Source organism: Rhizobium sp. USDA 3886 (genome assembly GCF_056279785.1).
In genome coordinates this window covers 1,335,318-1,355,697 of record NZ_JBWCDC010000003.1, presented here as the reverse complement: position 1 = coordinate 1,355,697, position 20,380 = coordinate 1,335,318, and the positions used below count along the sequence as shown (strand labels likewise).

The following is a 20,380-nucleotide window of genomic DNA, read 5'->3' as shown; positions in this document are numbered from 1 at the left end:
GAATCTGCATCACTTTTCCTCCGTTAGTGATCCAAGTCATGAACGTCTCAGGTCGGTGCGAGCGCGTCGCCGCGATTGGAGATGTGCCATGGCAATACGAGCTTTTCGGCGAGATCGATCAGCACGAAAAGGAAAACACCCATCATCGAAAGAACGATGAGGGCGGAAAACATCAGCGGCAAATCGAAATTTCCGTTCGCGCGCTGCAACACGTAGCCAATGCCGGAGTTTGATCCGACGAATTCGCCGACGACGGCACCCACCACCGCAAGCGTGATGGAGACTTTCATGGCGGAGAAGATTGCCGGCAGAGCGTTGGGCAGGCTGATTTTATAGAACATCTTAAGGCGTGTGCTGCCCATCGACCTTGCAAGGTCGATCAGGTCGGCTTCAAGGGATTTAAAGCCCATCACCGTCGATACGACGATCGGAAAAAAGCCGAGCAAAAAGGCAACGATGATCTTGGGAAGAATACCAAACCCGAACCAGACCACGAACAAAGGCGCGATAGCAACCTTCGGAATGCTTTGGGAAAACACCAGCAGCGGGTAGAGATAGCTCTCAATCGTCCGGGAATACGCTATCAGCATGGCAAGCGGGACCCCGATGACAACAGAGAGTACAAATCCGCCGACAGTCGCCTGAAGCGTTGGAAGCGTTTCCGCAGCAAGCATGGGCCACTGCGTGTAGAGCTGGTTTCCGACGTCGAGAGGGGTCGGGATCAGGTATGCGGGAATGCCGAAGATCCGGATGGATAGGTCCCACACCAGAATCAGGGCAGCGACCAAAATGACCGGCCGAACCCACGGCGAATTGATTATTGCGTACATCATCTTAAGCCTCCCGCTTAATGACTCCATACGATGCGCTTTGCATCATCTGTCGCTCCTCCCGCATAAACCTGAACCTGCCCGCTGTTTCTGCTCCCAGCCAGCAGGCCTTTCGATCCTTGCCTCAAAAGGATCGATCCTCCCGGAAAGAACATGTTATTCACCAGATAGGGAATTAACATCAGGTTCCCCGGTGAAGTCAATCCTTAGGTGGGCCGCGTCGACCTATGCCTCTTGCGTGTGCGGCGCAAAGCAGGGCATGGGTTCGAATTGACAATTCATCGTCTGGTGAATAATTTTCTTGACGGGGAGCGTGGTTCGGTCGCCGCTCGATGGATGGCATTTGCTTGTCACGATGTGCCTATCGGCTGGGCGTTTTCGGACCCGGAGAAATTCAACAATGCGCAAACGCCAGATCAATCCGCACATATCGATCGACGCCTGGACGCACATTTTCCCGCCGAGCTATTTCAGACAAATCCAGAAGGTCGCAAGCGCCTCCGGGCCGTTGAAGCGGTGGCTCACGCTCAAATCGCTTTATGATCTCGACGAGCGGTTTCGCATCATGGATCAGTTTGAGAATTATGCACAGGTTCTCACGCCCTCGATGCCCGCTTTCGACGAAATCGCAGACGTAGAGGAAGCCGCGTCCCTTTCGACGTTGATGAATGACGGCTTGGCTGATCTCGTGCGTCAATACCCAAGGCGTTTTCCTTACTTCGTCGCCGGAATCAGCATGGGCAACGAGACTGCCGCCCATCAGGAGATCGACCGGGCGATCAGTCTCGGCGCAATTGGCTTTCAATTGCCCAGCAACGTTCAAGGCATGGCATTGGACCATCCCAGATTCCAGGCCATCTGGGACGCTATTGCAGCGACCGGCCGCGCTGTCTGGCTCCATCCAATCAGGGGACCTGTGCCCGACTATCCAACGGAAGCGAAGTCGAAGTTCGAAATTTGGTGGTGTTTTGGCTGGCCCTATGAATCGTCCGTTGCCATGGCTCGACTGGCGCTGTCAGGTCTGTTCGACCGTCATCCGCACTTGAGGATCCTCACGCATCACATGGGCGGAATGATACCCTTTTTTGCGGGACGCATCGAGCAGGGCTGGGGTCTCGAAATGGGTTCGAGAACCCCGCCATCTGATGTTGACCTGCTGCCGCGCCCGCTGAGAAAGCCCGTCGTGGAGTATTTCAAGAACTTCTATGGGGATACGTCACTCTCGGGCTCAGCGGGCGCCCTTCGGTGTGGCCTGGATTTTTTCGGAACCGATCAGGTCGTCTTCGCGACGGATTTTCCGTTCGATGCTGAAGGCGGTTCTTATCTCGTCAGGGAAACGCTACGGTCGTTGGATGACTTGGTACTTCCGGATGATGACGTTTTAGCTATCGGCCAAAAGAACCTCGCGGGTCTCATCGTTCCTAACTTCACGCCACGGCTGTGAGTTGCTAGGTGTCAATGCAAATGGCCGTTCAGATCGATGCTCATGGGAAAACAATGGAAAGTGCACGGGAAACCAAAAGGGTTTCAGACGAGGCGTCGAGCGAGGCAATAGCGCGTTCCCGGGATGCGGACAGGTCGAGAAAACTGCTGTTGGACGTGGCCCGCGCGGAATTCGCGGAATTTGGCCTCGGCGGCGCGCGTATCGCCCGAATCGCGGAGCGGGCAAACGTCGACAAGAAGCTCATATTCTATTACTTCCGCAACAAGGAGAACCTTTACACCGCGGTTCTTCTTGAAGCCTACGCCAAGATTCGCGATGCCGAATCCAACCTCCACCTGACGGAGATGGACCCGCGGGACTCGATCCGCAAGCTGACCGAATTCACCTGGAAGTACTACATCGACAATCCGGAATTCATAACATTACTGAACAGCGAGAACCTGCACCGGGCACGGCATATTTCAGCGCTGCCCAACATCAAGGACCTGAACTCGCCATTGGTGGCCATGCTCGCCGAGGTCTTGAAGCGTGGGGTGGAGAGCGGCGAGTTCCGCAAGGATATCGACCCGGTCCAACTTTACATATCAATAGCGGCGCTCTCGTATTTTTATCTCTCTAACAATCACACGCTTTCCGCAATCTTCGGCAGAGATCTCTTATCACCAGCCGCCTTGGAAGAAAGACTGGACCATATCCAGGGGCTCGTCCTTGGTTATGTGACCGCTATGTGAGATTGTTGCTGATACCGAAATCGGTCATTATTTAATCGACCGACGTCTTATAGCAGGTGTGCCGTGTCCAGAGTCCTCATCATCATCGGGCTTGCTTTCGTGGTGATCGGTATTCTCTGGCCGTGGCTTGCGCGTCTCGGCCTAGGCAGACTGCCGGGCGACATCCTCATCGAGCGCGGGAATTTCTCCATTTATATCCCAATTACCACCGGCCTGCTTTTCAGCATCGTGCTGTCGGTGATGTTCTGGCTCTTCAGTCGTTGAAAAACGTCACGCATATTGCTGGACGGCGTAGAAAACATCGTTGAAGGCGCCGCGGGCAGGATCGACAGGACATCAAGCAAGGGCAAGCAGAGCTTTGCCTACGGAGGCCAGCGGCATCGAACCACTCTTTAATGGGAAAGAATCTCTCCCGTAGACGACGATGCGCCGCGCGGGATCTAGATCCTCGCAAGCGAGATAGAACCCTTCCTCGGGTTTTGGCGCCAAGCTGCGTTTGATTTCGATGGCCCAAGGCTGGCCGCCTGGCGGCGTGAGGAGGTCTGCGTCGGATTCAAGATCAAGATCGATCGACGAGCGATGGTTGGCTATGGCGAGCGCAAGAGTCGTCTTTCCGACTTGGCTCTTATGATGGCGCCGCGTGAAAAAGATTTGCATATTCTATTGTGATTTCATAAATAATCGATAATCTTTTTCGCCATAGCAACAACGAACGACGGAGGCGGATCGTGGATGCCGGGTGCGAGGTTCGACAGGTGCAGGTCCAATCTCGGATTGGCCGGCGCAGGCTGCTGGTGGGAGTCGGGGCACTTGCGGCTGCCGCCGTGCTTCCTGGTCGCCGCGCAAAGGCCGAAGGCGGCGTCTTGCAGGTCTGGGGAGGCGTGCCGGCGGCCTCGGGGCCGGCAGAAGTGATCAAGGGCTTTGAACGGGAGAACCCGGGCTCGAAGGTCAACTACACCCGCTTCGTCAACGACGACTGGGGCAACCTCAAACTCGACACCGCGCTCCAGGGCGGGGTCGAGATCGACGTCTACTTTTCCTATCCGCTGGCATCGCTTGCGCTTCGCACCGATTCCGGTCTCGCCACCGATCTCACCGGCCGAGTGGCGGCTGATCCGCAGCTTACGCCATTCCTGGACCGGCAGCAGTCCCGCGCCTATTGGTCGGACGGCCGGATCCTGGCGCTCGCGACCGCGCGCGAGCCGAATTTCGTCCTCGTCAATGAGCGGCGGCGGCAAGAGGCTCATGTTGAACTGCCGGGAGCCTGGACCATTGACGATTTCCGCGCCTTCGCGCGGCGCCTCGCCACGCCCGGTTCGCCTGGGGCTTACGCCGCACCGGACACCGCCAGGATCGCGATCGGCCCCAACTATTGGTACACGGCCGACGGCCGGTCGAACTTCGCCGATCCGCGCTTCCTCGAATGGCTGAGGCTCGGGCAGGACATGATCCGGGAGGGCGGCGCCTATCCCTGGACCGAGGTGCTCGCCCGCAGGTTGGAGGTCTACCAGCAGAACGGGTTCCTCACCGGCGAATTCGCCGTCTGGCCAACCGCACCGTTCAACCTGCGCTATCTCAAGGATCTGAAGAACTATCCTCATGACTTTGTCGTGAGCTGCGCACCCGTACCAAGAGTTCCGGGTGGCGGCGACTGGAACACCGGGACCTTCAACAACTTCATCATGATCAACCCGAATTCGCCGCGGCAGGAGCTCGCCTGGCAGTTCGTCAAATACTGGGTGACGAAGGGCGGCAGGCCGATGATGAAGGGCGGCAAGATCCCGGCGCTCGACCAGCTCGACGGCGACGCGATCCTCGCCGGGCTCCTCGGCAGCGAGCCCGAGCGCTTCTTCGACGTCGCCTCGTTCCGCCGGGTGCTCCTCGACGAGGGCATCAAGCTCAGCGGCGACACGAACCTCACCGCCTATCCAGAGATCCACCTCGCCTGTACCCAGCAGCGGAACCTATGCTGGATCGACGAGAAGTCGCCCGAAGATGCCGTCCGGGCGATCGACGCGCGCGCCGAGGCCGCGATCGAGCGCTATCGGGGGAGGAGTTGAGCCATGGTTTCGACCCATGTGAGCGACAGGCTCACCGCTATCGCTGCGCCTGAGGCGGAAGGCCGACTCCGCCGGAGCCGATTGCAGCCCGGCGGCTGGACCGGCCTCGCGTTCCTCGCGCCAAACCTCATCGGCGTCATCGCCTTCACCGTCATCCCCCTCGTCTCAGTGGTGGTTCTCGCCTTCACCGACTGGAACCTCGTTTCAGGCGTCGAGGGAGTCCGGTTCATAGGGCTCGAAAACTTCGTCAATCTCGCGCGCGACCCGGGCTTCTGGAACGCGCTGATCCTGACCTTCGTCTATGCCGGCGTGAGCGTGCCGCTGACTGTCGCATTCGGGCTCGCGCTTGCTCTTGCGCTAAACCGCGACCTTCCAGGCCGTTCCGCGCTCCGCGCGATCTTTTTCCTTCCCTACATCGTCAACGTGGTGGCGATCGGGACGACCTGGCTCATGTTGATGAATCCGAGGGCTGGCCTGGTGAACCAAGCTCTCACCGTCTTGGGTCTGGAACAGCTTCCCGCCTGGTTCGCCTCATCCTACTGGGCGCTGCCGGCCCTCATCCTGATGGCGGTCTGGAGCAGCGTCGGCTATGCGGCACTCATCTTCCTTTCGGCGCTCCAGGATGCGCCGACCCATCTCTACGAAGCGGCAGAGATGGACGGAGCCGGGGCGTGGGCGAAGTTCCGCGTCATCACCTGGCCGGCGCTCATGTCGACGACCGTGTTCCTTCTTGTCACACTCTTCATCGGCGCGTCACAGGGCTTTGGCCTCATCGCGCTCATCACCCAAGGCGGACCGGGCGACTCCACGACCACGCTCTCCTATTACATGTACCAGAACGGCTTCCAGTTTTACCGCTTCGGCTATGCCTCGGCGATCGGGCTTGCAACCTTCGCCGGCGTGCTCGTGCTGACGCTCATCACGTGGCGGGCGCAGAAAGGACAGGCGCTCTATGAGTGAGGTCACGCATTCTACGCCAGCGCGGTCCCGGCTAGGCGTCTTGCGCAGTGCGCGCGAGCGCCGCCGACTTCTGAACCGATGGCTCTGGGGGATCGGGCTTTGGGCGCTGGCGCTTCTCTTCCTCGCGCCCTTCGCCTGGATGATCTCGACCTCGCTCAAGCAGAGCGTCGACGCCTACCGCGTTCCGATGGAGTGGATTCCCGATCCGGTCCAGTGGCGGAACTACGTGGAGGTGCTGGCGGGCGAGCACTCGGTCGTCCTGGCTTTCCTCAACTCGCTTTTCGTCGCAGCGCTCCGGGTCACGGGCGAACTCGTCACCGCCTCCATGGCGGGCTACGCGTTCGCAATGATCCGCTTTCGCGCACGTGAGTTCATCTTTCTCCTCTATCTCGCAACCGCGACCATTCCCGCCCAGCTCCTCCTGGTGCCAAGGTTCATCTATTTTCAGAAGCTAGGGCTCTACGACACGCTCTGGTCCCTGATCCTGCCCGGCATGTTCACGGTCTTCGGCACGTTCCTCATGCGACAGTTCTTCGTGAGCCAGCCGCGCGACTTCGCCGAGGCGGCGCGGATCGACGGAGCGAGCGAGTGGCAAATCTTCAGGCGGATCTACCTGCCGATGGCGGCACCTGTCCTCAGTGCGCTTGGCATCCTCGCTTTCGTCTGGTCGTGGAACGACTATGAGGCGCCGCTGGTCCTCATCTCCAATCCGGACGTCTATACGCTACCCTTGAGCCTCACCAACTTCACCGACGAGCAGGGCCAGATCGATCCCGGGCTTTCCATGGCCGCCTCCGTCGTTTCGATCCTTCCGATCCTCATCGTCTTCATCTTCCTGCAACGCCGCTTCGTCGCCGCGATGACCCATAGCGGCCTGAAATAGAGTGAATTCCCATGGACCACCCATCAACCGCCGCAAGCCGTGCCGGAAAGGCCAATCCGCTCCAGCAGATCGTCGATGCAATGCCCGAGTGCCGGGGCGCTGCGCGGCGCGTCGCCGAGATCATCCTCGCCTCGCCGGAAAAGGTCGCGGGCTCCTCGATCACCTGGCTCGCGGAAGCCGCAAAGACGTCGCCCGCGACGGTCACACGGCTTGCCGAACAGCTCGGCTTCGACGGTTATCCGGCACTCCGGACGGCCATCGCCATGGAGCATGGGCGCGCCGCGCAATCCTCCTGGGAGAGCGATATCGGCTCGGCAATCCGGCCTAACGACAGGCCTGACCAAGTGCTCCGCGTACTTGCCGGCGCGGCGGCGAACGCTCTCAGGAACGCGCTCGCCGAGATCGATCTCGAAGCGATCACCAAGGTCGCCGAGGCGATCGCGGCCGCACACCGGGTGCACATCTACGGCGAGTGGGGCGACGCCATCCCCGCGCAGGAGCTCTCGATCCGGCTCCTCAGAATCGGCATTCCCGTCTGGTTCCACGACGGCAACCAGGCCTCGCGCATCGGCGCCGGGCTGCTGGCACCGGGCGATGTCGCGGTTGCTGTGTCGCGAGCTGGGCAGGAGCCGACCGGGATCGACTTCCTGCGCCTTTCGGGCGAGCGGGGCGCACTCACCGTTGCAATCACCGGCGAGCCGCAGTCGAAGATCGCCAAGACCGCGGCGATCGCGCTCTATACCGGCACTCGCAATGGTGAGAACTGGACCGAGTTCTTCGCCGGGCGGGCGAGCGACACGCTAACGGCCGGCCTGCTCTTTGTGCTGGTCGCGCAGCGTGTGCCGAAGCACATGACCGCCTTCAATCCCTATGGGCCGGTGCATCCGGTCGGAGGCGAGCCTTCGGCCAGCGGCAGCACCGACGGCGAGAAACGGCGATGAAGACACGATCGGTCAAGAGCAACGTCACGGTGATCGGTGGCGGGCTCGCGGGCGTCTGCGCCGCGATCGGCGCGGCGCGGCAAGGCGCCGAAGTCGCCCTCGTCCAGAATCGGCCGGTACTCGGCGGCAATTCTTCGAGCGAAGTGCGGGTCTGGGTATGCGGAGCAACAGCACACGGCAGCCAGCATTTCGCCCGCGAGACCGGGATCATGGGCGAGCTCTTCGTCGAAAACCAGTTCCGCAATCCCGACGGCAATCCCTACTACTGGGATCTCGTCGTGCTGGAGGCGGTCCGCGCGGAGCCGAACATCAAGCTCTTCCTCAACACGGACATGCGTGAGGTCGAGGTGGCGGGGCCGGACGAGGCGAAGATGATCCGCTCCGCCACCGGCTGGCAGATGGGCTCGGAGACGGTGATCACCTTCACCGGCGACCAATTCATCGATTGCAGCGGCGACGGCCTTGTTGGCGCGCTCGCCGGCGCCCGCTTCCGCATGGGGCGGGAGGCGCGGTCGGAATTTCAGGAATCCTGGGCGCCCGAAGTGCCCGATGACAACACGCTCGGGAGCACGATCCTCTTCTATTCCAAGGACGCCGGCCACCCGACCAAGTTCGTGCCACCCTCCTTCGCCCGCGACATCGTCGCGGCCGGGATCCCCGAGCACCGGGTGATCCGCGCTGACATGAACGGCTGCGCCTTCTGGTGGATCGAATGGGGCGGCGAGTTCGACGTCGTCCACGACAACGAAAGGATCCGCGACGAACTCCAGGCCGTTGTCTACGGAATCTGGGACTACATCAAGAATTCCGGCCGCTTCGACGCCGAGGATCTGACGCTCGAATGGATCGGCTCGGTTCCGGGCAAGCGTGAATATCGCCGCTTCGTAGGTGACTACACGCTGACCCAGCACGACGTGCTCGGCCAGGTCCTCTTCGAGGACAGGATCGGATTCGGCGGCTGGTCGATCGACCTCCACCCGCCGGGCGGGGTCTACACGACCGAGCGCGGATCGCGGCACTGGCATCCGAACGGCAACTACCATATTCCGCTCCGCTGCCTCTATTCGATCAACGTCGGCAATCTCTGGATGGCAGGGCGCAACATCAGCGCGAGCCACGTTGCCTTCGGCTCGACGCGCGTCATGGCAACCTGTGCCATCGAGGGCGAGGCGGCGGGGGTCGCCGCTGCGATCGGGGCCCGCACAGGGCTCATGCCGCGCGATCTCGGCCATGCCGCCTTCCCACGGGTCAGGAACGCGCTCATCCGGGCGGACGCCTCGCTTCTCGGCACGGAGAACACCGATCCGGACGATCTCGCACGTGTGGCTGCGGTCACGGCCTCCTCGACGCTCCGCCGGATCGCCGTCGAGGAGCCGGCAGGCCGCTGCCGGCTCGACGCCGCACTTGGCATGGTCGTTCCGGTCAGGCCGAGCCTCGCAGCGATCGAGGTGCTGGTCGACGCAGCGGAGGCGACAGCACTCGTGGTCGAGGTCCACGACCCTGATCTGCCGCAGAACTATCTGCCGCTCAAGCTGGTCGACCGTCGGACGGTCATGATCGAAGCGGGCGAGCGACAGTGGGTCACCTTGGCCATCGACTGGCGGCCGGCAGGACCGCAGAACGCCTTCCTCGTCTTCGGCGCGAACCAGGCTCTCACGCTCCATACGGCGGAGCGGGCCGTCACGGGCGTAATCTATTTCCGCCACCGCGCGCCGGAGCCCGACGAGGCATTCGCCGAGCAGTTCCGGCCATGGAAGCAGGTGCTTCACCGGCAAGGCCTCTGCTTCCGCCTTCCAGAGTTGACTGATATCTACGAGGCTGGCCAAGTGATCGGCGGCTATGCGCGGCCTTATGGCGGGCCGAACATGTGGCTTTCCGAGCCGCTTTCCAGCGATCCCACGCCCTGGCTCAGGCTCGACTGGGCCGAGCCGCGGCGGGTGGGCGAGATCTCCCTTATCTTCGACGATGAAGTCGAGGAGGACCTTATCAACCTGCATCACCACAGTACGCCCTTCGATGTACTGCCGAGCCTCGTCCGCAACTATCGGGTCGAGATCCTCTCGGGTGGAGGCTGGCGGACGGTGGCAGAAGTGACGGGGAACCGGCGGCGGCATCGGACGCATCGGCTCGACGAGCCGGCAAACGCGTCGGCGCTCCGCCTGACGGTCACCGCGACAAACGGCGCGGCCGAGGCGCATGTGGTCGCGGTGCGTGCTTACGGGGCGTGAGGCGGCACAGGCTGGTTGGCCAACCTGGGAGGCCCGCCGCGAAGAGACGACCTATCGCGTGACGCTACGGTCGTAGTCAGCGCCTCCATCGAAATGCCGCCACACTTGTTACTCCCACTGTTCGCTTTCCGGTGCCACACTATCTCACAGACAACAACGAGCGATGAGCAGCGGATGGAATCGCGCCTCAGCCACGAGGCGCGGGAATTCACCCAAACCAGGAGGTTTCAGCAGCCATGACGACATCAGCAAAGAACGGACAGTCTATCATGCACACACCGCCGGTCGTGTCGCCGCAGGCGTGGGAGGCGGCCCGCCAGCAGCTGCTCGTGAAGGAAAAGGCCCAGACCCGCGCCCGTGACGCCCTGGCCGCAGAGCGCCGGCGAATGCCATGGATGACCGTGGATAAGGCATATACGTTCGAGGGGCCTGCGGGCAAGGCGAGCCTGCTCGACCTGTTCGACGACCGGCGTCAGCTGATCGTCTACCGCGCCTTCTTTGAGCCGGGGGTGTTCGGCTGGCCAGACCACGCCTGCCGGGGCTGCTCCATGGTGGCCGACCAGGTCGCCCATCTTGCCCACCTCAACGCCCGCGACACCACTCTCGTCTTCGTCTCGCGTGCGCCTCAGGCCGACATCGCGCGGCTGAAGGCGCGGATGGGCTGGGAGATACCGTGGTTCACCATCACGGACAGCTTCGACGCCGACTTCGGCGTGGACGAGTGGCACGGCACGAACGTGTTCTACCGTGATGGCGAGCGCGTATTCCGCACCTACTTCATCAACAACCGCGGCGACGAGCAGATGGGAGGCACCTGGAACTACCTCGACATCACGCCGCTGGGCCGGCAGGAAGTCTGGGAGGACTCGCCCCAGGGCTATCCTCAGACCCCGACCTACAAGTGGTGGAACTGGCACGACAGCTACGTCGCGGACGCAGCGCCCGACAAGACGTGGGTCGAGGTGTCGGACGCTGGAGAGGCGGCGTTCCGGAACCAGCATCCGAACACGAAGCCGTGAGCCGGACCCGTTCCAGTCAATCCGATGGGCGGCGGTTGGTCTGAGGGGCCGTCTCCGTGCAGCGCGAAGATCCGTCGCACCGGTCCGCAACCAATGCAACTTCCTTGGCGGGCCGGGCGCGAAAGCAAATTAGACTACGCGTATGCAAACCGTTTTGAGGCCTTGCCAAGAGGCAAGGAAACACGTCGCGTCCGCTGCCATGGAGCGGGGCCTGGCTGTCGTCGCCGCTGAGCTCGAGCCTGTGACAGGAGCTGCAGGCAACCACCGTCGTGCGACAGCCTGGCGTCGTTGAACAGACCCTCGCCAAACGCGACCTTCGCCATGGTCGGAAGGCCCGGCCGCTGCGACCGGAGCAATCGGCTCCTCGGGCAAGGAGGCAGGCTGTTTCATCAGGACCAGCGCCGGTGCCGCCATTGCCAGGCAAAGCGGAACAGAAAGCCCTGCCCAATCCTTACTAACGTGCCCATGAGTCATCGAGCAAGCCTGTGTGGTACGGGCGTCCGGCTAATAAACCGCCGAAGTGCATGAGTTTCCGGACAGATTCGTTACGCCCGTGGCATGTGAATAAGCACCGAACTTCGACCCTTTCGGCGCACACTTTCGATGCCGATTCACCCTTTCAGACGGTGCCGGTATTTAGGGTATCGCCACCTTTAATTCATTCGATTGACTGAACATCCAGAACCGTGCATAATCGCGCTGATGAAAGAGATCGGTAACTCCAAAGGCGACACATCCCGAAGCGACGCCACCCGCGAAAAACTGCTTGCAGCGGCACTCGACGTGTTTGGCCGCTACGGCTTCGATGGCGCCAGCACGCGCAAGCTTGCCGATGCGGCAGGCGTCAACCTGCAGGCCATCCCTTACTACTTCGGCGGCAAGGAGGGGCTTTACATCGCAACCGCAGAATATCTGGCCGGCGTTGTCGCGGGACATGTCGCCGAGATACGGCACCGCGTCGGCCGTCATCTTGCGGAACTCGATGAAGCGAATATGCCGCTTAATGCCTCGCAGGCGCGCCTCTTTCTGACAGAGATCGTCGAGATGATGGTGGTCCTCTTTGTCAGCCGAGAATCGGAGGCCTGGGCCCGTTTCATCATCCGAGAGCAGCTGGAGCCGACGGCGGCTTTCGAAAGGGTCTATGCCGGCATCATGGGGCCGATGATCAATATGGGACGGCGGCTGATCGGAGCTATCCTGAAAGACGATCCCGCCTCCGAAAACGTGCGCCTGCGCAGCCTGTCCTTCGTCGGCAGTCTTCTGGTTTTCCGGATGGCGAATGCCGCCGTGCTCGCGCAGATGGAATGGGACGCCATCGGCGAAGAGCAGATCGCAAAGCTGCAGGCCCATGCACGCAACCTTGTCGCCGTGCTCGAACCGGCGAAAGGAGAACGAGAATGAACAAGATCATCCCGGTTACGATCCTTCTTGCCGGCGCAGCCGCGGCTGGTTGGTGGTACGATATGCCGTCCAGGCTCGGCTGGGCGCAGCAAAGCGAGAGACAGTTAACGCTCTACGGCAATGTCGATATCCGCCAGGTTTCGCTCGCTTTTCGGGTCAACGGCCGGATCGAGGAAGCGCACGTCGACGAAGGTGATTTCGTAAAGCGCGGCGCCGTTCTGGCGCGGCTGGATAACGAGCCTTACGACTATGCGGTCCGCTCGGCCGAGGCAAATGTTGCTGCGCTGCGTGCCACGCTCGACAAACTCAAGGCCGGTCCGCGGCCGGCAGAGATCGCGCAGGCAAGCGCTTCCTACAACGAAAGCCTTGCTGACCTGGAGAATGCCAACCTTGCCTATGATCGCGCCCGCCAACTGCGGCCACAGGGTACGGTTTCTCAAGCTGGTCTCGATCAGGCGACGGCTGCAAGAGCAATGGCTGCGGCCCGTGCCGAATCCGCAAATCAGGCGCTCGCCTTGCTGAAGGAAGGCAGCCGTACTGAAGACATCGCTGCGGCGGCGGCCCAGTTGAAAGCGGCCGAAGCAACGCTTTCGACGGCGCGTACCTCACTTGGCGATACGGAGCTACGCGCACCGAACGACGGGATTATCCTGTCACGGATCAAGGAGCCCGGTGCGATCGTATCATCCGCCGATGCCGTCTATGTGTTGTCGCTGACGGAACCCGTCTGGATACGCAGTTATGTCGCAGAGACGGAACTCGGCCGGATTCATCCAGGCATGAAAGTCAAGGTCACGTCCGATACCAAACCGGATCAGCCCTATGACGGCACCATCGGCTTCATTTCCCCGGTTGCGGAATTCACGCCGAAATCTGTCGAAACGCCGGAACTTCGCACCGACCTCGTCTATCGCTTGCGCGTCGTCATCGAAAAACCCGGACCGGATCTTCGCCAGGGCATGCCGGTGACGCTGCGCTTTCCATCATTGCAGGCAGCGGAAAAATGAGTGCTCCGGAAAAACCGCGCGATACCGCCGAGCTCGTTCACCTGAAGGGCGTGACGAAGCGTTTCGGCGAGGCGAAACCGGCACTCGATGCGATTTCAGCGTCGATCGACGGCGGCAAGATCACGGGTCTCGTCGGGCCCGATGGTGCGGGCAAGACCACGCTTATCCGCCTGATGACCGGTCTCATGCTTCCGGAAAACGGCACTGTCGAGGTGCTGGGTTTCGAAACGCGCGATCGAGCAGCCGACATTCAGGCCGCCATCGGCTACATGCCCCAGCGCTTCGGGCTTTATGAAGATTTGTCGGTCCAGGAAAACCTCGATCTCTACGCCGATCTGCGCGGACTGCCGAAGAGTGAACGGGCGGCGACCTATGATGAACTTCTGACCTTTACGGACCTGAAGCGCTTTACCGGACGTCTTGCCGGAAACCTTTCGGGTGGCATGAAGCAGAAGCTCGGCCTTGCCTGCGCGCTTTTAAAGAAGCCTCGCCTTCTGCTCCTCGACGAACCCGGGGTGGGCGTCGATCCGATTTCCCGGCGCGATCTCTGGAAGATGGTCGAGAATTTGACGGCGGAAGGCATCGGCGTCGTCTGGTCGACGGCCTATCTCGACGAGGCGGAGGCCTGCGACCGCGTTTTGCTGATGAATGAGGGCAAGCTGCTTTTTTCCGGCGAACCGAAGGATCTGACCGGCCGGGTCAAAGACCGCGTCTTTCGGTTGACCGGTGTTTCGGGACGGCGCCGTCAATTGCTTGCAAAGCTCCTAGACGAAGACGGCGTTGTCGACGGTGTTATCCAAGGTGAGGCAATCAGGCTGGTTACCGCAACAGGCCACGACGGTCGCTTTACGGCAGCTGGCACAGCGAAAATAACCCCCGCCGAGCCGCGTTTCGAAGACGCTTTCGTCGACATGCTGGGCGGAGGGCCGGGCGGCCGGTCGAGGCTTGCCGAAGCGCAGGAGCCGCTGGCGCGCAATGACGACAGGCCTGTTATCGAGGCGAAGGGTCTTACCAAGCGCTTCGGCGACTTCACGGCGGCCGACGACATCACCTTCGACATCCCGCGCGGGCAGATATTCGGACTGCTTGGGCCGAACGGCGCGGGCAAATCAACGACATTCAAGATGCTCTGCGGACTTTTGAAACCGACAAGCGGCGAAGGCCGGGTGGCCGGCTTCGATCTGCGGCGCGATGCGGCCGAGGCACGCAACCGTCTCGGCTACATGGCGCAGAAGTTCTCGCTCTACGGCGACCTCAGCGTGGCGCAGAATCTCGATTTCTTTGCCGGCGTTTATGGCCTGAGAGGCGTGCGCAAGCGCGAGCGGACGCAGTTGATGACGTCGATTTTCGATCTTGGGTCGCGTCTTGCGATGTCCGCAAAGGATCTGCCGCTCGGGCTCAAACAGCGGCTGGCGCTTGCCTGCGCCGTCATGCACGAGCCTGAAGCGCTCTTTCTCGACGAACCCACTTCAGGCGTCGATCCGATTACGCGCCGCGAATTCTGGACACATATCAACGGGCTCGTCGAAAAGGGCGTCACCGTCCTCGTCACCACGCACTTCATGGACGAGGCCGAATATTGCGATCGCATTTCGCTGATCTATCGCGGCCGTTCGATCGCACTCGGTTCTCCGGATAAGCTGAAGGCGCGGTTTGCAAATGCCGACAATCCCGATCCGACGATGGAGGACGCATTTATCGCGCTGGTGCAAGCCTCGCAGGAAAGCGTTGCGGCATGACGGCTCCCCTCCCCGCAACGGATGCGATGTCCCGCTCCAGCCGAACCCGCCGTTTCGCGGCCCTGGTTCGCAAGGAGAGCTTTCAGGTCATACGTGATCCGAGCAGCATTCTGATTGCATTTGTGCTGCCGCTCATCCTGCTCTTTCTCTTCGGTTACGGCGTCTCGCTGGACACGACGCGGACGCGGGTCGGCTTGGCGATCGAGGAAGCAACACCGCTGACGAATGATTTGGCCGCAAGCTTCCAGGCATCCCGCTATTTTTCGGTGACGACCGGCCGCGACAGGCGGCTTTTCGAAGAGGACCTGGTGCTTGCCCGCATCCGCGGCATCATCGTCATCCCGGCGGATTTCACCCGGAATTATGCAGCAGGCAACCGGCCGCAGGTCCAGGTGATCGTCGACGGTTCCGATCCTAACACCGCCAATTTCGTCCAGAACTATGTCCAGGGCGCCGTCGCCAACTGGCAGCTGCAGCAGCAGTCCGAACTGGCCGCAGGCGGGCCGCCGATTTCCGTGGAGCAGCGCTTCTGGTTCAATCCGGAACTAACCAGCCGGTCGTTTCTGGTGCCGGGGTCGATCGCAATTGTCATGACATTGGTCGGAACGCTTTTGACGTCGCTTGTCGTTGCCCGCGAGTGGGAGCGGGGCACGATGGAAGCGATGATGGCAACGCCGGTGACGGCCGCCGAGCTGCTCGCCGGTAAAATCCTCCCCTATTTCGTGCTCGGCCTGACATCGATGACGCTTTGCGTGCTGCTCGCCGTCTTTCTGTTCGGCGTTCCGTTTCGCGGCTCCGTCCTCGCGCTCTATGCCCTGTCTGCAGTTTTCCTCATGCCGGCCCTCGGGCAGGGCCTGCTGATCTCGGCCGTCACCAAGAACCAGTTCCTTGCCTCGCAGCTGGCGCTGATTACGGCCTTCCTTCCCGCTTTCCTGCTGTCGGGTTTTCTCTTCGAGATCAATTCGATGCCGACGGTGATCCAGTGGATCACCTTCATCGTGCCGGCGCGCTATCTGATCCCCAGCCTGCAGACGGTTTTCCTGGCCGGCGATATCTGGCCGATGTTCCTCCATGCGATCCTCGTGATGTTTCTGATCGGATCCGTCCTTTTCCTGCTTGCCGCGCGCAGCACCAGAAAGAGGATTGCCTGATATGTGGTGGACCCGATTGAAAGCACTCATCGTCAAGGAACTGCTGGCGGTTCTCCGCGACCCGAAGAGCCGCCTCATTCTGGTCGGCCCGCCGATCGTGCAGTTGCTGGTCTTTTCCTATGCGGCGACGCTCGAGGTTCGAAATGTCGACGTGATGCTCATCAACCGCGACAGCGGCTACTGGGGGCAGGAACTCGTGCAGCGCATCGAGGGCTCGCCGACATTCCGCCAGGTTGTCATCGCCCGCACGCCAGCCGCCGTGCGGGATGCAATCGATCGCCAGACGGTAACCGCCGCAATCGAAATCGGCGCCGATTTCTCCCGCAAGATCGAAGCCGGCGAACCGGCCGATCTGCAGGTCATCCTCGACGGCCGGCGCTCCAATGCCTCGCAGATCGTCTCGGGATACATCACGCAGATCGTCGCAGCATTGTCCGCCGAGACCCCAGCAGGCATACGTGGAGGTGCCCGCTCCGTCACGACAGTGCCGCGCAACTGGTTCAATCCCAACCTGATCTTCCAATGGTTCATGGTGCCGAACCTGATCGCGAGCATCGCACTGCTCATCGGGCTCATCGTCACCGCACTTTCGATCGCCCGCGAACGCGAGCTTGGAACCTTCGACCAGTTGATGGTCTCGCCGCTTCGCACCCATGAGATCCTGATCGGCAAGCTCATCCCGCCGATGATGATCGGGCTTTTTCACATGACGGTCTATATCCTGGCAGCGATCTTCATCTTCGGCGTGCCGCTGCGCGGCTCGCCGCTGCTCCTTTACGGCAGCTCGCTCTTCTATCTCGCCTCCGTTGCCGGTCTGGGGCTCTTCATCTCCGCCTTGTCGATGACGCAGCAGCAGGCGATCCTCGGCGCCTTCCTGTTCATGGTGCCGGCCATGCTTCTTTCCGGCTTCGCGACACCGATCGAGAATATGCCCGACTGGCTGCAGCCGGTCACGTTGATCAACCCGCTGCGCTACTTCCTGGTGATCGTGAAGGGCATCTTCCTCAAGGACATTCCCCTCATGGAGGTGTGGCACCAGACGTGGCCGCTTTGCGTGATCGCGGTCGGAACCCTAAGTGCTGCCTCATGGCTCTTTCGCAGAAGGCTCGAGTGATCATCTTACCCTCTCAGGCCCCGCACAGCGTGCGCGCATTCAGGAGGCCCCATCCGAAGATTGGGTCCTTGCCGGGTTCGCCGAGATCTTCCGCGCTTCGCGTCAGCGCATCGCGAATGCGCTCGGGGGCAAGATCAGGACTTGCGGCTTTCATCCGCGCGGCTGCCGCAGTGACGAAGGGCGCCGCGAAAGAGGTACCGGTTTTCGTGCGCCCGCCGCTGACGGATGCCGCAGTCCAGACCGCGACACCAGGGGCTGCCAAGTCGATGTGCTGACCACGCCCCGCGCGTCTATAAGGGTTCTTGTTCCGGTCGATTGCGGTAACAGCAACAACCTCCTCATAGGCCGCGGGATAGGTTGGTTCGGACCTAGGGCCGTCATTGCCGACGGCGGCAACGATGATGATGCCGCGTTCGGTCACCCTCCGCACAGCCTCTTCGAGCAGCAAGTTGGCGGGGCCGGCAAGGCTCAGATTGATGACATCGACCTCACGCTCGGCCAGCAAGCCCAACGCACGTGCGAGATTATAGGCCTCCGAGCGATCGTCCTGACGTCGCGCCCGATAAAATGCATCAACGGCGATTAGCGTCGCTCCCGGTACCAGGCCCGGCGTCCGGCTCGTCGCGGCTCCAACAAGAAGCGCTGCGACAGCCGTGCCGTGCTGCTGCCCCGAATCCGGCAGGGTATCGTCGGTGAGCCGGATGGTTTCGATGCTGCTGCCGGCAAAAACGTTGTGATCGGAGTTAACCGCGGTATCGACCAGTCCGATGCGAACCCCACTTGCGCAAATTCCCGATCCTTCCCGCTCCGCTGGCCAGCCTACAACGGTACGCGCGAGGCAATCGGCCTTGCCGCAGCGTGGGTTGGTGCTCTGCTCCGGCCGATAGTAATGATTGAAGTCGATCACGGCTTGCGGCGCCAAGGTGGCGACCAGCTCGCGCGCAGCATTGAGTGCAAGACGGGACGGAATGCGCAGCTTCACCACTTCTGTATTGAAAGCGGAGAGCGCTTGCCGCTCGATGATTTCGAAGCCCGCTGCCGATAGCTGGTCGAGCTGCGGCGCAGTAAAACCCGAACCAACGATTTCGTCGGGGTCCTGGATCGGCAAAGCGGCAACCGACCGCGCGCGCCGCGGGGCACGCGGTGCATTGCCGAACATCCGAAAAAGGCTCCTGCCACCTGAATCGGAGTTCCCTCCAAAGCCTCCTCCGCCACCATCATCGTCATCACCATCATCACCGCCATCATCGTCATCGGCAAAAGCGGATCCTTTGCCTACCAGTTCGGCCGCAGGCCAGCCGTCAGAAAGCGCCAGGCCGCCGGAAAGTAAAAGAGCCAAAAGAAGGCGTCCCTTGGTCCTTGGTTCGAACAGCGGTAACCATTTGCGCATTTTCCATACCTCCTCAATGGATGCGGGGTTGCCTATTGGCCCGAGCCAAATCACTTGGAGTGACTCGGCAATGACGATAGATTGCCAGAAAACGCGCTCTACCGCGCGTTATTCCGATCAAGAAAAGAGCCTGTCGACCATGACCGAGCAGAGGGAGAGCGTTGAAGACCAACTGATCGCCTTTCTGCCGAACATGCGGCGATTTGCAATATCGCTGTGTGGATCGCGCGACGTCGCCGACGACCTCGTGCAGATGGCCTGCGAGCGCGCGCTTGCCAACACAGAACGCTTCGAACCCGGTACGCGCTTCGATGCCTGGATGTTCCGCATTCTCCGCAATCTGTGGATCGACCATGTCCGCAGGCAGAAGACGGCCGGTATCCAGGAGGATATTTCAGAGCGTCAGGACATCGCAGGCTCTTCCGGCGAGCGCGTTGTCGAAGCGACGTTGACGCTCAAAAGCGTCGCTGAAGCGATTGCTGATCTTCCCGACGAACAGCGCGAGGTGCTCATCCTCGTCTGCGTCGAAGAGCTCTCCTACCGCGAGACAGCCGATATGCTCGCCATTCCAATCGGAACGGTCATGAGCCGTCTGGCCCGAGCGCGAAAAAATCTCGCCGACGCTGCTGGAATAACGACGGAGACGACCCGTTCTGAGGAGACGAAAGAGGCCAAGGCATGACCAAGACGGATTTCTCCGATGAGACACTGATGCGCTTCGCCGATGGCGAACTTGATCCTAAGACGGCAGCCGAGATTGAACGTGCCATGGAGACCGATGATGAGCTCGTCCCCCGCGTGGCATTTTTCCTGGAGACACGCGCGGCGGCACGGACGGCGCTGAAGCCGCTTTTGGACGAGCCGGTTCCGGCGGAGCTGACCCAGGCAATCGAAGCGCTGGTCGCAAAAAAGAAAGCCGCCGATCAGCGGGCGGCATCCGTATTGCCATTCCGGCGACGTGCAGCGAACGATCGGGTCGTCGCGCGCCGCTGGTTCACCCCGATCGCCGCGTCGCTTGCCGCCGTTCTCGGTGGATTGGGCGGGTATTGGCTGGCGCAGTCTGAAGAGCCTGCCTCAAACGGTCTCCACGTTGCCGGGGTCAGCGCCTCCACGCTTAACGAAGCTCTGGCAACGGTTGTTTCAGGCCAGGAGCGGCGATTGACCGGTTCCAACCAGCGTTTCCGGGCAATCGCAACCTTCCGCGACAATGCGCAAGTGCTTTGCCGCGAGTTCGAAGTCGATTCGCCCGATCGCTCGACCGTGGTTTCGGTCGCCTGCCGGTCCGGCGCGCAATGGCGCGCGACCTTCGCAGTGGCTGCTGCCGGTGCTAGTGGCGGCTATGCGCCGGCTTCATCCACAGATGCGCTCGAAGCCTACCTTTCAGCCATTGATGCCAACCCGCCGATCGAGGCGTCCGAAGAGGCTAAGGCCCTCGCCGAAATCCGTGACGAGGCGCAAAAGTAAAAGCGCTCGGAAGTCGGG

19 protein-coding genes are annotated in these 20,380 nt (G+C 61.4%); 17 read left to right on the top strand and 2 right to left on the bottom strand.

The window, feature by feature from the left end:
- Positions 1 to 47: 47 nt before the first annotated feature.
- Positions 48 to 833 carry an ABC transporter permease gene (locus tag ACZ9BX_RS29420; protein ID WP_476221752.1) on the bottom strand — a complete coding sequence of 262 codons (786 nt, stop codon included), beginning with the start codon at positions 831 to 833 and terminating at the stop codon, positions 48 to 50.
- 267 nt (positions 834 to 1,100) lie between these two features.
- Between ACZ9BX_RS29420 and ACZ9BX_RS29415 the strand changes: the two genes are divergently transcribed.
- The 15 genes from ACZ9BX_RS29415 (at position 1,101) to ACZ9BX_RS29345 (ending at position 17,508) form a co-directional block, all read left to right on the top strand.
- The gene (locus tag ACZ9BX_RS29415) at positions 1,101 to 1,373 is read left to right on the top strand and encodes a hypothetical protein (protein WP_476223137.1); all 273 of its coding nucleotides are present in this window, start codon (positions 1,101 to 1,103) and stop codon (positions 1,371 to 1,373) included.
- A complete protein-coding gene (locus tag ACZ9BX_RS29410) occupies positions 1,258 to 2,274 on the top strand; it encodes an amidohydrolase family protein (RefSeq protein ID WP_476223080.1) in 1,017 nt (338 codons plus the stop codon). The genes ACZ9BX_RS29415 and ACZ9BX_RS29410 overlap by 116 nt, the downstream gene beginning before the upstream one ends.
- 20 nt (positions 2,275 to 2,294) lie before the next feature.
- A complete protein-coding gene (locus tag ACZ9BX_RS29405; protein ID WP_476221750.1) occupies positions 2,295 to 3,005 on the top strand; it encodes a TetR family transcriptional regulator in 711 nt (236 codons plus the stop codon).
- Positions 3,006 to 3,068: 63 nt separating this feature from the next.
- Complete coding sequence (locus ACZ9BX_RS29400; protein ID WP_027510900.1) at positions 3,069 to 3,269, top strand: DUF2905 domain-containing protein; 201 nt, start codon at positions 3,069 to 3,071, stop codon at positions 3,267 to 3,269.
- A 464-nt stretch (positions 3,270 to 3,733) separates the two neighbouring features.
- Positions 3,734 to 5,065 (top strand): ABC transporter substrate-binding protein, encoded by a 1,332-nt coding sequence (locus tag ACZ9BX_RS29395; RefSeq protein ID WP_476221748.1) that lies wholly within the window; start codon positions 3,734 to 3,736, stop codon positions 5,063 to 5,065.
- A 3-nt stretch (positions 5,066 to 5,068) separates the two neighbouring features.
- Positions 5,069 to 6,025 (top strand): carbohydrate ABC transporter permease, encoded by a 957-nt coding sequence (locus ACZ9BX_RS29390; protein ID WP_476221746.1) that lies wholly within the window; start codon positions 5,069 to 5,071, stop codon positions 6,023 to 6,025.
- Positions 6,018 to 6,908: a carbohydrate ABC transporter permease gene (locus ACZ9BX_RS29385; RefSeq protein ID WP_476221744.1), complete on the top strand. Its 891-nt coding sequence runs from the start codon at positions 6,018 to 6,020 to the stop codon at positions 6,906 to 6,908. Before ACZ9BX_RS29390 ends, ACZ9BX_RS29385 begins: the two co-directional genes overlap by 8 nt.
- Before the next feature lie 11 nt (positions 6,909 to 6,919).
- Positions 6,920 to 7,849, top strand: coding sequence for a MurR/RpiR family transcriptional regulator (locus tag ACZ9BX_RS29380; protein ID WP_476221742.1), 930 nt, complete (start codon positions 6,920 to 6,922; stop codon positions 7,847 to 7,849).
- Positions 7,846 to 10,077, top strand: coding sequence for an FAD-dependent oxidoreductase (locus tag ACZ9BX_RS29375; RefSeq protein WP_476221740.1), 2,232 nt, complete (start codon positions 7,846 to 7,848; stop codon positions 10,075 to 10,077). Before ACZ9BX_RS29380 ends, ACZ9BX_RS29375 begins: the two co-directional genes overlap by 4 nt.
- Before the next feature lie 236 nt (positions 10,078 to 10,313).
- Positions 10,314 to 11,096, top strand: a complete 783-nt coding sequence (locus ACZ9BX_RS29370; protein ID WP_476221739.1) for a DUF899 domain-containing protein — start codon at positions 10,314 to 10,316, stop codon at positions 11,094 to 11,096.
- A 702-nt stretch (positions 11,097 to 11,798) separates the two neighbouring features.
- Positions 11,799 to 12,497, top strand: coding sequence for a CerR family C-terminal domain-containing protein (locus ACZ9BX_RS29365; RefSeq protein ID WP_476221737.1), 699 nt, complete (start codon positions 11,799 to 11,801; stop codon positions 12,495 to 12,497).
- Positions 12,494 to 13,504 (top strand): secretion protein HlyD, encoded by a 1,011-nt coding sequence (gene hlyD, locus ACZ9BX_RS29360; protein ID WP_476221735.1) that lies wholly within the window; start codon positions 12,494 to 12,496, stop codon positions 13,502 to 13,504. The genes ACZ9BX_RS29365 and hlyD overlap by 4 nt, the downstream gene beginning before the upstream one ends.
- Positions 13,501 to 15,243: an ATP-binding cassette domain-containing protein gene (locus tag ACZ9BX_RS29355; RefSeq protein WP_476221734.1), complete on the top strand. Its 1,743-nt coding sequence runs from the start codon at positions 13,501 to 13,503 to the stop codon at positions 15,241 to 15,243. Before hlyD ends, ACZ9BX_RS29355 begins: the two co-directional genes overlap by 4 nt.
- A 26-nt stretch (positions 15,244 to 15,269) precedes the next feature.
- Complete coding sequence (locus ACZ9BX_RS29350) at positions 15,270 to 16,394, top strand: ABC transporter permease (protein ID WP_476223079.1); 1,125 nt, start codon at positions 15,270 to 15,272, stop codon at positions 16,392 to 16,394.
- Position 16,395: 1 nt separating this feature from the next.
- Positions 16,396 to 17,508, top strand: coding sequence for an ABC transporter permease (locus ACZ9BX_RS29345; RefSeq protein WP_476221732.1), 1,113 nt, complete (start codon positions 16,396 to 16,398; stop codon positions 17,506 to 17,508).
- A gap of 13 nt (positions 17,509 to 17,521) precedes the next feature.
- Here ACZ9BX_RS29345 and ACZ9BX_RS29340 read toward each other — a convergent pair whose 3' ends face one another.
- Entirely contained in the window at positions 17,522 to 18,898 is a 1,377-nt protein-coding gene (locus tag ACZ9BX_RS29340; protein WP_476221730.1) for a S8 family serine peptidase, read from the bottom strand.
- A gap of 139 nt (positions 18,899 to 19,037) precedes the next feature.
- Between ACZ9BX_RS29340 and ACZ9BX_RS29335 the strand changes: the two genes are divergently transcribed.
- Both ACZ9BX_RS29335 and ACZ9BX_RS29330 read left to right on the top strand, forming a co-directional pair.
- Positions 19,038 to 19,580, top strand: a complete 543-nt coding sequence (locus ACZ9BX_RS29335) for an RNA polymerase sigma factor (protein ID WP_476223078.1) — start codon at positions 19,038 to 19,040, stop codon at positions 19,578 to 19,580.
- Positions 19,577 to 20,362: an anti-sigma factor gene (locus ACZ9BX_RS29330; RefSeq protein WP_476221728.1), complete on the top strand. Its 786-nt coding sequence runs from the start codon at positions 19,577 to 19,579 to the stop codon at positions 20,360 to 20,362. Before ACZ9BX_RS29335 ends, ACZ9BX_RS29330 begins: the two co-directional genes overlap by 4 nt.
- Positions 20,363 to 20,380: the final 18 nt, after the last annotated feature.

Coding starts and splice junctions, on each gene's coding strand:
- ACZ9BX_RS29420 (WP_476221752.1), bottom strand. CDS start 833: ATGATGTACGCAATAATCAATTCGCCGTGGGTTCGGCCGGTCATTTTG.
- ACZ9BX_RS29405 (WP_476221750.1), top strand. CDS start 2,295: ATGGCCGTTCAGATCGATGCTCATGGGAAAACAATGGAAAGTGCACGG.
- ACZ9BX_RS29390 (WP_476221746.1), top strand. CDS start 5,069: ATGGTTTCGACCCATGTGAGCGACAGGCTCACCGCTATCGCTGCGCCT.
- ACZ9BX_RS29385 (WP_476221744.1), top strand. CDS start 6,018: ATGAGTGAGGTCACGCATTCTACGCCAGCGCGGTCCCGGCTAGGCGTC.
- ACZ9BX_RS29380 (WP_476221742.1), top strand. CDS start 6,920: ATGGACCACCCATCAACCGCCGCAAGCCGTGCCGGAAAGGCCAATCCG.
- ACZ9BX_RS29375 (WP_476221740.1), top strand. CDS start 7,846: ATGAAGACACGATCGGTCAAGAGCAACGTCACGGTGATCGGTGGCGGG.
- ACZ9BX_RS29370 (WP_476221739.1), top strand. CDS start 10,314: ATGACGACATCAGCAAAGAACGGACAGTCTATCATGCACACACCGCCG.
- ACZ9BX_RS29365 (WP_476221737.1), top strand. CDS start 11,799: ATGAAAGAGATCGGTAACTCCAAAGGCGACACATCCCGAAGCGACGCC.
- hlyD (WP_476221735.1), top strand. CDS start 12,494: ATGAACAAGATCATCCCGGTTACGATCCTTCTTGCCGGCGCAGCCGCG.
- ACZ9BX_RS29355 (WP_476221734.1), top strand. CDS start 13,501: ATGAGTGCTCCGGAAAAACCGCGCGATACCGCCGAGCTCGTTCACCTG.
- ACZ9BX_RS29350 (WP_476223079.1), top strand. CDS start 15,270: ATGTCCCGCTCCAGCCGAACCCGCCGTTTCGCGGCCCTGGTTCGCAAG.
- ACZ9BX_RS29345 (WP_476221732.1), top strand. CDS start 16,396: ATGTGGTGGACCCGATTGAAAGCACTCATCGTCAAGGAACTGCTGGCG.
- ACZ9BX_RS29340 (WP_476221730.1), bottom strand. CDS start 18,898: ATGCGCAAATGGTTACCGCTGTTCGAACCAAGGACCAAGGGACGCCTT.
- ACZ9BX_RS29335 (WP_476223078.1), top strand. CDS start 19,038: ATGACCGAGCAGAGGGAGAGCGTTGAAGACCAACTGATCGCCTTTCTG.
- ACZ9BX_RS29330 (WP_476221728.1), top strand. CDS start 19,577: ATGACCAAGACGGATTTCTCCGATGAGACACTGATGCGCTTCGCCGAT.